The sequence below is a fragment of the Peredibacter starrii genome, from assembly GCF_034259205.1.
GTDB lineage: Bacteria > Bdellovibrionota > Bacteriovoracia > Bacteriovoracales > Bacteriovoracaceae > Peredibacter > Peredibacter starrii.
Genome location: NZ_CP139487.1, coordinates 2,819,445 through 2,833,782 on the forward strand (window position 1 = coordinate 2,819,445; position 14,338 = coordinate 2,833,782).

The window sequence follows — 14,338 nt, forward strand, 5'->3', positions numbered from 1 at the left end:
ATTCCTCACTCGTATGATTCATTCGCCTGCGGTTCAGAGCGGCGTTGGTTATTTAGATCGTGACGAAAATGCTGACTGTGTTCATAAACAAGTTTACGAACGCGGTTAAGTCCACCAATCGGACGGTGGGCCTCAATTGAGTGCCAAGGATTAAACGCGAGGTGCTCGCAGAAATCCTGACGTTTTTCAGAGCTGAAAGACTGCTTTGGAATAATAAGTTGAGCAACTGGAACGAAAGGAGAAAGGGCCGGGTCCCAAGCTACAGTAGCGTCTTCAATTGGCATTTTCTCTGCATCAGTTTGTAACTGGATCGCAACTTCCACACAGGCGTCACTCGATGCCAGGTGTTCAGTCATGATCATATTAAGATAGTCTTTTTTCATCTGATCTTTTAATCCCGCCTCTGGTCCATTTTTAGGAGGACAAGGATAGGCCTTCATTTTCATTGCTTGATGAGAACCAAGTCTTTGCGGAAGAGCGCTGAAGTATTCAGCAGTCAGAGGATTTTTAATATGGTCAGCTGATCCGGTCGCAAGAATCTGAATTCCCTTACGATCTTTTGGATCCATAAGGTTCGTTGATTTGATTAAATCACCAACTCCACCTGCTCCGCCTTTGGCCGTGAATTTCATAAATTTCACATAGGCCTGAACATCTGAAGCAAAGAAAACCGGCTTACTTTGGAAAAGAAGATCTTGTGTTCCCTTCTCATCAGCGAGCTTGGCACCTTTTACTTCCATGAGCTTAATCGCAAGTCCGCGAGCATCTGGCATACTATCGTGTTGTTTTTTACCTGAACCGTTCGATAGACGTGCCCAAGCTGGGAACGTTGAACCTGGTTCAGCAAAAACACCGAAGCGATATTTTTCAGGAATATCAGAATTAATTTTGAATTCACCACGAACACATCCGTGCTGCTTTCCATGAATGATACGAAGAGCGTAGCTGTTACCTGGTTGAGGCTTATTATAAGATGCCTTTACAAGAGCAAGGACCTCTTTTGTCGCAGCTTCTTCAGTTGGAGGAACGACCTCTACACCAAGCTTTTTGCCGTTACTGTCTACCGACGCAACCTCACGTTTATTGACGTGACTACAGCTAACAAGAACCGCCAGAGTCGATAGTGACCCTACAGCTAAGACTAATTTTTTATTCATGGATTCCCCCCATTCTCCTAATAGGATAATTGGGCCAGGAATGGGGTCAACTTTGCAGAAAATGCCGAAATACCGGAGTGGTTTTATTGGAAAAGGACCCAGAAGCTTGTACTTCCAGGTCCTTTGAGGAATTAGATAAAGAACTTAGTAATAAGGAGCGTGATATTTTCCGGAGAAGTTCCGTTCTTTTCGGCCGCTTTTTCCATGACGCTTGAAAATTTAGATAGGTCACCATGGCGGGCCTCATCCACTGCCTTCTCAATCGCACGGAAGTCACTACCGATGATTTCAGAGGCGTAAGCATTCGTATCTTCAGAAGTAAGAGCACGTTTCGCTGAGTACTTTCTAAAATGGTTAGCGGCCTTGGCAATTTTCAAAGAACGATCCGCCGAAAGCCCAAACTTTCCCTTAACTTGTTTTGCCATCTCCATCACGAGATACTGTTCAGCAACGGCCTGTCTCTTCATCGTATCTTTATTTGTTAATGAAGACTCTGAGAAAAGAATTTTACCATCTGCCACGAGACCCTTACGAGTTGATTTAGGCATTTTAATTTTTGTGTAATCGATAATATCGTTGTGGGCCATTGAGATCAGGTTTGCATAGCCTTTAAGCTTTTTCGATTTTCCGATAGAAAACGCATCCCACTCACCGTCTCCATAACCAACATCGTAACCGTCATCGTATCCATCAGTGTAGCCAATGTCATAACCATCGTACTCACCATCAGAATAACCTTCTTCATAGCCATCAGTCTTACCATCAGAATAGCCACGGTTATAATAAGTGTACTGACTCGTGTTTACGCCTGAGCTGTAACCACGATTGTATTCAGCAGTATAACGAGCGTCTTCCCCATCATCATACCCACTATCATAACCTCGGTCATAACCGTCAGCATCGCCGTCAATTTTACCTTGGGAGTAACCAGTACTGTAAGCAGTCGGTTGTGTTTCCTTATAACCTACGTTGTAACCACTCGTATAACCTTGTGAATAACCAACTTTGCCTCCGTCGATTTTTCCTTCGTCATAACCAGCAGATTCAAAATAAGCTTTTGCGCGTTCATATCCAGCAGTGTCTCCAGCTGCCTGACCTTCGTCATAACCAACTTCATATCCTTCGGTCTTACCTTGAGCGCGACCTTCTTCAAAACCTTTGTTGTATTTATTTTCCGGACTTTCTCCGCAAGCAACCATCAGAACCAAGAGTGAGAGCGGTAGTAGTTGAGTGATTAGTTTTTTCATTTTGTTGGCCCAAAAAAAAGGCCGCCCGAAGGCGCCCCATGTTTAGTTGTTATTAGATGAAGAGCTTAGTTACGATTTCCGCCATTTTTTCTGGAGAAGTTTCGTTCTTCGCAGCTGCTTTCTCCATGACCGAGTTGAAGCTGCTAAGGTCACCCTTCATACCACTCTCGTAGGCCTTAGTGATCTGAGCGAAGTTAGAACCCATGATCTCTGTAGCGTAAGCGTTAGTATCTTCAGCAGTTAGCGCACGGTTAGAAGAATACTTTCTGAAGTGGTTAGCAGCTTTTGCAACTTTCAAAGAACGCTCAGCTGATAGACCAAATTTACCTTTAACTTGTTTTGCCATCTCTACTACAAGGTACTGCTCAACAGCTGCAGCACGCTTTAAAGTATCTTTGTTCGTCACTGAAGTTTCAGAGAACAACAGTTTTCCGTTAGCTACAAGACCACGCTTCGTTTGTTTAGGAGCAGAGATCTTTGAGTAGTCGATAAGGTCGTTGTGGAACATCGAAAGAACGTTGGCATAACCTTTTAGCTTCTTCGTTTTACCAACAGATAGTCCGTAGTATCCATCATCGTAACCAACGTCCCAGCCATCGTCCCAACCAGCATCGTAGCCAACATCGTATCCATCGGCCGCACCGTCGTCGTAGCCTAACTCATATCCATCGGCATTACCGTCAGCATACCCATTGTTATAAGCAGTTGTTTGAGCAGAAGCTTGTCCGGCAGCATAACCAGAGTTATAAGCACCTGTTCCAGTGTTTGCATCGTATCCATCATCGTAACCGTGGTCATAACCACGATCGTATCCATCAGCATCACCGTCAGAGTACCCAACATTGTATCCAGTGTTGTATCCTTCAGTTTTACCGTCTTGCTTACCTACGTTGTAACCTTGAGCATAGCCAAGATTTGTTCCTTCAACTTTACCGTCAGCGAAACCTTTTAAGTAATCAGCTGAAGCGAAGTATGTTTTTGCACGCTCATAACCAGCGGCGTCCCCGTCAGCATAACCATCGTCATAACCAACGTCATATCCTTCTTTATATCCTTGGGCCTTACCATCAGTCAGACCTTGAGCATATTTATCATCACCATCTCCGCTGTCATTACAAGCAACAGAGAGTCCTAGAAGCGAGAGAGTTGCAAGAGTAGCTAATCCCTTCTGTAGTTTCATTTTCTCTTCCCCTTTTAAAAAATGCGATAAAGCGCACCTATGTTTAAGAAACTTAAACATCTCGATGAGCTTCCTGCTTATGAGTGTATGGAAAATACAAAAGCAAAATGCTTGCCAACTTTTTTGGGATCAGTATGACTCTAAAACCATATTATTAACGCCACGCAAGATGCGCTCTGGCCCCTCTGAAAGAGACACCTTGGCACTGATGTTTGAGACTGTCAGAAATGAAGAGGCCACTCAGACAGAGTGGCCCCAGAAGAATTGTTATCTCTCTATATAATGATCAATTCATTTCGTAGTTTCTAATCACCCAGGCGTTGTCTTCCAAACAAAGGAATACAAACTCATGGGTTCCACTATGTGCGGAATAAACCGGGTTTAAGGCCTTACAGTTTGAAGGAACAACGATTGAGTTTCTGACACTCGCCACCAACTCTCCATTCTGTTCTTCAAAAAGATAAATCCTGTTCCCAGTCATCGCAGTTGAGTCCACATAAAGGGCCGGACTCAAAGTTCCATTTCTCTTATAAGTCACCGGAAAATACATTTCCGATAAAAACTTCTGAGACAAGAAACTGTAACGAAGTTTTGGTCGTGTCGTGCGTTTTGAGATATTCCCAGTGGTCACAGCAATAAGCTCTTCACGGCTTTGGAAAACGGTAAAACGATTCTGACCTTTCTCAAAGCTCGCGATGTGACCTGCGATAAGATCTGACTCAGTTTCGTGCTTGAAGATAAATTCATTCACCTGAGACTCTCCACGAGTCGCCACTAGTTTGGCCCTTGTGCGGTCATAGATATTAAAGAACACTTCACCATTAACCGAAAGACCATTAGCATCCACGGTTAAAAGCGGATCTACTGATTCTGGTTCAAGGACCAGTTGTGGAAGTTTAGCTCCATGAGTATTTGATCCCACAACAAATGAGTGAATGAAGAGCTGACGTTTTGTTCCAAGACCTACCGATACTAACGCTCTAATTTGACCTTTTTCAGCATCAGTTTTAGATGTCGGCATGATTTGTTCAACTTCAACTGTATCAAACCACTTACTCTTAAGTTCAGTTTTGAGTGCTTCTTCCCAAACTTTTGTCGTAAGAGAGCGGACTCTTAAAGTCGAATCACTCATTGGTTCAAGATAATAAAGACGGTTCTTACGAGTCATATCTTGTTTGTCCCAAGAAGTCAGAACCTGATCAACTAATGGTAATTGTCCTTCAGTGAAGAAGGCCGGAACCAGGATTTTACCAAGGGTCCCGTGATTTAACTTAATGAATGAAAGATCATTCATACTCGCGAGGAAAAGGTCCAGGTTAAGTTTTACATCTTGAAATGACGGCCAAAGAGGTTTTAGTTCTTCATTATAGAATGAAAACACAAAAAAGCGTTTTCCATCTTTCTCAGCAAGCGTGTGAACGAGATAGTCTTCCTTACCATCAAGGTTTAAATCTACACGGATAAAGTTCACTAGGTTCAGAGCATCGTTCACCAAAATAAGATTTGGGGCCTGAACATATTTATCACCCTTGCGACTAAAGAGAGTCAGCTCAAGCTTCTTTGTATCACCAGAGAGAATACGACGCATGAAGAACTCATGCTTGTCTGATTGAATAACAGATTCAACAGTTGAGAGAAGAGAATTGATCTCTCCATTTCGAATTGCACCAACCGGAAGTGGTTTATCCAGGAAAGCAAATGTGCTCTTCTTAAACTTCGCTTCTTGAGTTACGTCACGAGCAACAGGGATCTCATTTAGAAACGAGCGCTTCTCTCCATTGGTTTCAATCGTGATCTTAATGTCCACACTACTCTCTAGTGAGAAGTCATTAAGCTTCACATTGAAAAGAAGATCTTTAAACTCACCCTGGCGAAGACTTGGAATCGTTTGAGTTTCTGAATCAATTGAAATTGATTTTGAAAGACTCTCAACTCTCACAATGACTTCATTACTAAGCACACCAAAATTACGAACCGGAATTGCGACCTTCGTATCAGAACTTCCCACGCGGAAAGTAATCTGACGAATTCTTTTTAAAATCGGACGAACCACTGAAGAAGTCACTTCTTGATTAACAATGTCCCAAGTGATGTCACCACCGGCGGTATACTTTTTCTTATCCGGGTTCGGCTCGGCCTGATAGATACGTGCGAAGACTTCATCAATCTTGATCTCTTTATTGCGCGCCTTCAACGCTGCCACAAGACCTGCGACAAACGGGGCCGCCTGAGAAGTTCCTGAACGAAGTTCATAGCCAGGAACCGCGAAAAAATCTGGCTCTAAGAACAGAGGATTAAGTCCTAAGATACTCTCCCCTGGGGCCACACCATCAACGTGACCACCGTAGTTTGAGAAACCGGCATAATCACCATTAATCGTTGAGGCCGCAATACAAACAACACCATCATAAGCACACGGGAAAAGTGGTTCTGCGGAATTGTTATTTCCTGCCGCTGCTACGATCACCACTCCTTGGGAAAGAGCATAGTTAACGGCATCACGAAGGGTCTTCGTTTCCATCGAACGTGGCCATCCAAGACTCATGTTGATGACGTCCGCGCCGTTATCAACAGCGTAGATGATCCCTCTGGCAAAAGATTCAGCACTCGAGACCTGAGAGTCTGAGTCAGAGTCCTTCATGACCTTCACTGGCATAATCAGAGCATTCGGAACCACCCCAACCATACCGAGACCATTGTTAGCGGCAGCGATGATCCCGGCAATGTGTGTGCCGTGTCCATCAATGTCACTTGGGTCCTTGGCCTCATCAGAGTCCATGGCCTCAGTAAAGTTCCATCCGTGGCAGTCACCCGCTAGCTTGTTACCATCGTTATCTACCTTTGGATCCTTTCCGCATTCTGCTTCGTTCTTCCAAAGATTCCCTTGAAGTTCCGGATGGGTGAGATCCACGCCTGAGTCCAGAACGGCAACGATTGGTCGATTGCTGAATTTATTATTAATCAGCGATCGATAGCCAATGTCCTTATTGGCCACGCCTTGCATCGGTAAATTATGAATATCGTCTTTCTCACGAATCAGGGTCTGTCCCTGGTTCACAAGGCCCCATTGATAGGCAAAGAGTTCGTCTTCAACCAGACGCTCTGATTTATCCACTGGGATGATCACCGCTTGCGCAGCAAATGATGTGAGGAGGAAGGCGTATAATAATTTTTTCATATTAGATCAACCTCGTCATCATCCAGTAGATGAAGAATTCACCTTCAATCATCTCAGACTGGCGTTGTACCTGAACCACTGGGCCCAGAATATTTGAAGAACCAAATTCACCTAGAGAGTTCGATACAATGGCCTTATCACCATCTTCATCACCCTCCCGGAATCCATCAATTCTTGAATTCATATAAATGTTTTCTTCCCCACCCATGAGAGCAATCATGCCCTTGAGGTTTACTTTCAGTTCCGCTTGAGACAGGGCCTTCAAGAGATATTTATTGGCCTTAACTGAATCACCCTTCTCTTCATACTTTCTAAAACGGGTCAGGAAGCGGATAAACTTATCAACACCTGTATCCGCATCTTCAACCGTCGCAGGATTAATCATGAGATTCTTCTGCTGCATATTCTCGCGGAAGATCTGCTTAATCTGATCATCCTTCATTGAAAGAAGCGTCTCGATACCGTTCTTATAGAAGAAGATATTAAGCGAGATGTTGTACATAAAGATGCGACGAGTATCGTTCAACACCGGAGCATTGAAAAAGTCGAATCGGTAACGCTGTTTCATATCATCAAGAATCTTCTCGGCCTTCTTACGGTCAATACTCCAACCGTTGTAGATGCGAGAGAGCTTAACGAATGGCTCAATCTTCTTACCAGTTTGGGTCAGCTCTTCATCAAGAGTCAGGTATCTTGTTTCCCCAGAACCTTTATAAGAGTAACCAGGGTTACTACCACCCTCTGATAATCCCGCCTTTCTTTCAAAAATCAGATTTACCCAGTGAGAGATCAACTGATTCACATAAGACTGATAGTTTTTCCCTTTCGTAATACCGTGGTACTGACGACGGAAGAATCGCTCATCACCCTTTGGATTCGTGACTGAAATATTGGTTGAAGAATTCAACCACTGCCACTGCCAGAAAAAGAGCTTCATCTGAGGAGACTGCTCTTTAAAGTTGTGCTTTAAGATGAAAGGCTTGCCCTTTTCATCTTCTTCAATGTCACGAGTTGATGAAGACACGATTGCACGACGAAGAAGTGAAGCGTTTTTAATCACATCCGGATTTTTAGCGTTCAGATTTAACTGGTAGAATTTCACACGAGCGTGACCCGCCGATTTCTTATAGCTCACATCCAGAACTGGAATAAGTGAATCAAGCGTGAAGCTCAGACCAAACGAACCAACATTTCCTAGATCGCGGTAGATTTGGAAAGTATCGGCCGTTTTTCTATGAACATGGAAGCGTGAAACAACCTGATGCCCTGGAGAAAGAGCCACCGAAGCGGTGATGAACTTCTCATAACCCGCGCCAACTTTAGCACCGGCATAGGTCGCAAGTGAGTCAGTGATAAGGATCGACTCCCCCACATCCATTGAATCTTTAAATGGCTTCAGGGCCTCTTCGATCTTGGCCACACGAGTTTCTTCAGAGGCATTTGGGTCAAGAGCAATCGTGGCAGCACTGTGAAGTTTCTGGCCATAATCACGCTGAACCAGCGGAATCATGATGTTCTTAAATGGGTATTTGAGCGACTTCTGAATACTCGTTACCGGACGAAGGTGAGCATAAGTTCTCATCATGAGAGCTTCACCACTGGCGTAAGCATTAAGCGGAGTCGGAAGACCCATAACACCCACGAAAGCACCGGCACCAACGGCAACACCGACAGTGTCCACCAGTTGAACCAGGTTATCAGTACCAAGATAAGTACCAGTTACGAGATTTCGCGAAAGAATCAACTGGCCACGGAAAGTTGGGAATATCCAACTTTTAAGTGGAAGCTCTTCAGGAAGCTGCTTTCCGACTGAATCGGCGATGACTTTATTGACTTGTTCCTGGAACTTTTCGTTATTAATTTTTTGAATGTCTGTGCCTAGGAATGGAAGTTGGTTAATCTGAGCAACTACCAGGTCCAGAAGTGTTGAAATCCCACGGGACTTCAAAAACGAGCGCATTTCAGAATCAGCAAGTGGAGAATCAGGGTCACCATATGCAAAACGGCTGGCGTATCCTGGCCAGTTTTGTTGAGTGAGTTTTCCGTTCACCAGCTCCACACCATTAGAGATATTTGAATCAACTTTAAGTTCATCTGCGTCCACTTTAAAAAGCTTCATCGCCGAGTTACGGCGAGAGATAAGCTTCTCTACCAGAATCATCTGAACCGCTTTAGGAATATGAGTTGAATCAACGATCTCTTTCCAATCTTCGCGAGTAAGTTTTTCGATACGACGAGAAATCCAACGAGCGTCGTCCCAAGTACACTGGAACTCTGGAAGTTGATCATGGAAAAGCGCAATCCCGTTACCGTCTTTTACCCCTACGTTCCAACGAAGCATATTCACACTTTCAGTCAGGTTAACAATCGAAAGCGGAACCGCCAGAGATGATAAGAGACGACGGCTTTGAATCATGTCTGACGTCACACCAACCGCGAGGTTATAGATAGTGTGGTTTGAATCCATGATCACCAGATCTTGAAGAAGAAGTTTATTGTCTTCTAACTCTTCAATCACCCAGTTTTTAGCAGCACCAGCAAAGGCCACGTTTTCTAAGTAAGAAGTGAAGCCTTTCTTATCTGCCTCATTCTTAAACTTAATGATGACTCTTGGAAGGTATTTAATGTCCGGAATCTGATAACCAATTTTACGAAGTAAACTCTTCGCAAGAAGTACCGAGTGCACGTTCTTAGAAAGCATCATCGTATAGAGCTTTCCGTCTCCCCCATTCGTAATGTTGAATCGGAAAATACCTGATGGTGAAAGCACTGGTGAGTGATAGCTCACTTCATCCATATCAATCACAGGGTTCTTATCTAGCGGAAGCGATTTTACAAAAGTATCTTTCCAGAGATCAGAACTCTCCTCTGGATTTAATGTAGAAATATCAAAGCGACCTTTGGAGTCTTCACGAAGCTTATGGACCTCGTCTGGCATCAGGAGTTTTCCATGGCGAGTGAGATCCACTGCCGGATCGTTCATGTATCGATCAGGAATGGTTCCCTTGTCCTGAGCAAAGACCCAGGCCGACCATAAGAGAACTAAGAGCAGCGCCAAACGCTTCATAAGCTATCCTTTAATAAGATTATGAGCAGTATAGGTGTTGGCCTAACTCCGCAGAAGGTTGCGTGTAAGAAGGTTACTGGCCGTCAAAAGTTTAGACAGTGGCCTTGCATTCAAGTTTTTTTCTTGAGTACCCGACAAGGAGACTATGAAAAACTCAATTATCCTGTTGTTTTTAATGCTTCTCCCGACGCTGACTTTTGCTGGTCTCATCGATGATCCCTTGTTGAAGAACTGGAATGTGGTCATGAAGGGCTCAAAAGGTGGGAATACTATTGAGAGCTTTGAGCGCAAAATCTACACCCCTTACTCTCGTTATACCGTTGCTCAGATTACAAATACTGAACTTCATTTTGAAGGACCCAAGACTCCGGATGCAGTTCGTGAGTTCCTTTCAAAAGAATTTAAGCTCGTGGGTCTTCAAGAAAAGAGCATTGAAGGTGCCCATCGTTTTGAAGGATATCGCCAGGACATCAACCGTCAGGTGGTAGTGTTTGTGTCTTTCAATAAATCAAAGATCAAAGTTTCATCGGGCTTCTTCCGTCCAACTTATGGCCGTGTAGTGGCCCTGGAAGTGGAACTCCTTCACCGAAAATATCATAAGCTCACGGGATCAGTGTCTCACTCCCCTGTCTTTAAACTTCTAAATCCTTTTATTAATGAGGCCTACGCCCAAACCGATTGTACCAAGTGCGCAGGGAATCCAATGTGTCTTCTTCTCTGTCGTTCAGGTAATACTGGCACAGGAGGAAACTCTGGTCTTCTTTCTGGTCTGGATTTAAGTGGAATTCAAAACGAGCTCAGTAACGCCAACACTCAACTCACGGCCATTAACGCTAACGTCGGTGCAGTTAATACAAATCTCTCTGGAGTAAACGCCAACTGGGGCAATACCAACATTCAAATTGGTAATGCTAATACCAATTGGGCCAACACCAATACGCAAATCGGAAACCTAAACGGCACGATCAATACTCAGATCGGTAACTTTAATAACAATCACGCAGACACCAATACTCAACTGGCCGAGGCCAATAAAAATATCGCCAATCTCACCAATGTCGCTGACAAGCGAGCCGGTGAGGCCCTGCAGGAATCACAGGCCTGGAGAGCAATGACGGAAAAAGAATCTCAGGAATGGCGAGCTCTCGCAAAAGAGCAAACTGACCGAGGTCTGGCAGTCGCCGAGAAGATGGCCGATCCAAACCACCTTTTCAAAATGGCCACGTACAGTGCGGCCGGTGCTGTTCTGGGTGCCAGTGTCGCCAACCTTGCAATTAGTGGTGTGACCACTGCCGTTTCCTTTCTTTATAAATGGGCAACTGGTGAGTTAAAAGAAATGAAACAGAACGAACTCTTACGCGAGTTTTCTTTGGCGATGAAAGTTTATGAAGACAGTTCAAAAATTTCAAAAGGCCTGGAGTTAAGTATTGATTCGGCCTTGGCGAACATGGCCCTTCATAAAAAGTTCCAACTTGAGAACTCCGAAGTGCTCGCGAATATTCAAAAGTATATTCTCGAAACAGAATTTCAAATTGAAGACGCAAAGAAGAACCGCTGTGTGGAAGAACTTATTCCTCTTAACCAGAAGCTCGTTGAATTTCACAGTTTGGCGAAGATCCTGGACATGGCCGATCCACAGAAGAAAATGTGTCTCGACTTAAAAGAGTTGTTCAGAAAACTCGCCCAGGTGGAAGGTGTGCTACAAAACGCTCGCCCTAACCTTCTAAAAGCAGAAGAGGCCCTAAACTGGCAAATTGCCCGCGACCAAAACGATGGCGCTGAGATTCTGGAAGACATTCGTAAGGGCAAACTTTCAAAAGAAGTTAAGAATACCCAAGACAAACAACGTGAAGAGCTTTACGAGCGTAACAAAAAAGACACCGAGGAACTCACTAAAGATGTCGTGGAAGATTGCCGCGATTCATTCCGCGTGTTTGATCATGACATTAAGAAAGCAGATCTTAAAAAGTATTGTGAATCGCTTCTAACTGATAAGGCCGCACCGACTCCAGAAGGTCTGGTCAAGGCCCTGCCTCAGCTGAACGATAAGCAGAGACAACAAATCATGCGTGAGTTTAAGAAGAAGTATGTTCAGTTAGGAATTGATAAAGTCGCTGCTTACGAAAAACAGCGTAAGGAATTGTTCTCTGATTTTGAAAAAGAATCTGCCCGTCACCACGAAGAAATCTCAAATTTAAAAGACCGTGTTCAGATGGATCCAAGAATCGCCCTGAATGAAATGAAGGCCATTAATGAGTTCGTTGAAAAACTCATGAAAGAGCAGGCCTACATTTATTCAGATGGAATGCGTGTGAAGAAGGCCCAGTTTGAAGAGGCCTGTCAGTCCCTATCGGAATGATATGGACTGACCGTCAAAGACAATCGGTTCTTGCTTATCTGTATTAACTGATTTGTGTGAATAACTAGCGCAAGAAACAAGTGAAAGAGACATCAATAACACCATAAAATAAGACATAGAATCCTCCTCGTCTTAGTTTGTATGGTCTTGCTCGTTATTTTCCGGCCGGGGTTACCCCGTGCTGACGACCTAGAAAACTTCGTTCTGAAGTGAGCTACTCCCCATATTAAGAAAGACGATTATGGACTGAAATCTGTGACGAATAAAATTGAAAATTTCGATAGGGATATAAAGAAAATCTATATCCCCCATCAAATTACGGCTATTTAGTCTTTAAATGATCTGGCACTGAGGGAAATCTTTCTTCATTTCTTTCAGAAGTTGTTCCAGATGCTCCTTCCCTTTGGTCTCAAGAGTGAAAATCACGTTAGTTCCCGAAATCCCGGTATTCACCGAATCTCGGTCATGGACCACTTGAAGCACGTTCGCTCCCACATTTTTGATAATGCCGGTAAGCTGGTGCAGAAGTCCCGGTCTGTCTGCAATCGGAACTGCAATTCGAACCTTACGATTTGATTCAATCAGACCCCGATCAATAATTCTCTCAAGAAGATTCACATCGATATTACCGCCGCAAATAACGAGCACCACTTTTTTGTTTTTAAATTTCTTCGGATCTTTTTTATGAAGCTGATCAAAGAGCGCCAGAGGAAGCGCCCCTGCGCCTTCTGCAATCACTCGTGCCTTCTCCATTAATTGAAGAATCGCCCACGCTAGCTTCTCATCATCAACTGAGTGAGTAGAAGTAACAACTTCTTTTAAAAGTTTATACATGTCCGGTGAAACTCTCTTCACGCGAATGCCATCTGCGAAGGTTTCGGCCTTATCGATCTGCTTAATTTTTCCCGAATTAAGTGAGTCCACCATAGCGCTACAACCAGTTGCCTGGCCTGCGATCACTTTCGTTTTCGACTTACTGCCTTTAAGTACCTGCCCCATGCCTGAAACCAGACCACCGCCACCAATTGACGAGAAAATATAATCCATATCAGGAATTTGCTCTAAAAGTTCAAAGGCCACAGTTCCCTGGCCCGCAATTACTTTTGGATCCTCATATGGGTGAACAAAGGCCATGGGAGTCTTCTTCATCAGCTCCTGAGCGTAAGCAAAAGAGTCCTCAATACTTGCTCCGGCAAGAATCACTTTCGCACCAAGAGTTTCCGTGTTTCTGATTTTTGTCAGAGGAGACCCTTCCGGCATAATGATTGTTGCTTTCACACCAAACCGAGCTGCGGCCCATGCCACACCTTGAGCGTGGTTACCTGCACTCACTGCCAGCACACCTTGCTTTTTTTCTTTAGCAGTCAGAGAAGAAATTTTATTTGTCGCTCCTCTCATCTTGAAAGAACCGATGGGAAGCATGTTCTCAAGCTTTAAGAAGATCTCGCAACCGTATTGCTTTGAAAGCCACTCGTTATAGATCAACGGTGTTGGATGAATGATTTTACCCAACGTTTTATAAGCTTCTTTAAACTCTTTAAAGTCAATCTTCATTAGGCCCTCTTATAGAAAATCGCCAGAACGATTTCCACTCCTAGAATAATAAAAATAAGTCCTGCAAAACGGAGTAACCATTTGTCCGGAATTTTTTGAAAAAATTGTGAGATTAGATAAAACAATCCACACACAAGAAAAGTCACAATTCCAACTGTGAGTGCGGCCATGTATGGATGCGGAAGTGTTCCGAAACTAACTCCAGAAACCAGAGCATCAATTGAAGTTGCAAAACCTAAAAGAATAATGGGCATGAGGCCCCACTCTAATTCGCGGTCCTCTTCGTTCAAACTCTCCTGAACAAATTTAAAAGCGATCAGGAAGAAGATCGTCGCAACGACAAATTGGAAAAGATAACCATAACTTGAAAAGGTGAACAGATAGCCCGCAAAACTGCCGGCCCAAAGCATGAGGAACTGAAAAATGCCAAAGGCCGCGGTCACTAAAAGTCCGCGTTTTAGTCTCTCTGGTTTTGAATGATGAACCTGCAGAAGACCAATGGCAAAGGTCACCACCGCAGCATCAATTGCCAAAGCCAGCCCCAGGAGCAGTATCTCAAGTGTAATCATTCGTAAAAATCCTTTAAATCACTAATA

General features: G+C 43.9%; 8 protein-coding genes. 1 reads left to right on the forward strand and 7 read right to left on the reverse strand.

Annotated elements, in window-relative coordinates; translation table 11 throughout:
* Nucleotides 1-5: 5 nt before the first annotated feature.
* The 5 genes from SOO65_RS14115 to SOO65_RS14135 form a co-directional block, all read right to left on the reverse strand.
* On the reverse strand, nt 6-1,157 hold the full coding sequence (locus tag SOO65_RS14115) for a catalase family protein (protein ID WP_321391294.1): 1,152 nt from the start codon (nt 1,155-1,157) through the stop codon (nt 6-8).
* Nucleotides 1,158-1,288: 131 nt separating this feature from the next.
* Nucleotides 1,289-2,404 (reverse strand): hypothetical protein, encoded by a 1,116-nt coding sequence (locus tag SOO65_RS14120; protein ID WP_321391296.1) that lies wholly within the window; start codon nt 2,402-2,404, stop codon nt 1,289-1,291.
* A gap of 52 nt (nt 2,405-2,456) precedes the next feature.
* Nucleotides 2,457-3,584: a FliH/SctL family protein gene (locus SOO65_RS14125; RefSeq protein ID WP_321391298.1), complete on the reverse strand. Its 1,128-nt coding sequence runs from the start codon at nt 3,582-3,584 to the stop codon at nt 2,457-2,459.
* 286 nt (nt 3,585-3,870) lie between these two features.
* Nucleotides 3,871-6,762, reverse strand: a complete 2,892-nt coding sequence (locus SOO65_RS14130) for a S8 family peptidase (RefSeq protein WP_321391302.1) — start codon at nt 6,760-6,762, stop codon at nt 3,871-3,873.
* A 1-nt stretch (nt 6,763) separates the two neighbouring features.
* Complete coding sequence (locus tag SOO65_RS14135) at nt 6,764-9,829, reverse strand: hypothetical protein (protein WP_321391305.1); 3,066 nt, start codon at nt 9,827-9,829, stop codon at nt 6,764-6,766.
* A 145-nt stretch (nt 9,830-9,974) separates the two neighbouring features.
* On the opposite strand from SOO65_RS14135, the gene SOO65_RS14140 reads away from it, so the two are divergent.
* Nucleotides 9,975-12,188, forward strand: coding sequence for a gluzincin family metallopeptidase (locus tag SOO65_RS14140; RefSeq protein WP_321391308.1), 2,214 nt, complete (start codon nt 9,975-9,977; stop codon nt 12,186-12,188).
* Between the two features lie 333 nt (nt 12,189-12,521).
* Here SOO65_RS14140 and ilvA read toward each other — a convergent pair whose 3' ends face one another.
* Complete coding sequence (ilvA, locus tag SOO65_RS14145; RefSeq protein ID WP_321391311.1) at nt 12,522-13,742, reverse strand: threonine ammonia-lyase; 1,221 nt, start codon at nt 13,740-13,742, stop codon at nt 12,522-12,524.
* Nucleotides 13,742-14,311, reverse strand: coding sequence for a manganese efflux pump MntP (locus SOO65_RS14150; RefSeq protein ID WP_321391312.1), 570 nt, complete (start codon nt 14,309-14,311; stop codon nt 13,742-13,744). Before SOO65_RS14150 ends, ilvA begins: the two co-directional genes overlap by 1 nt.
* Nucleotides 14,312-14,338: the final 27 nt, after the last annotated feature.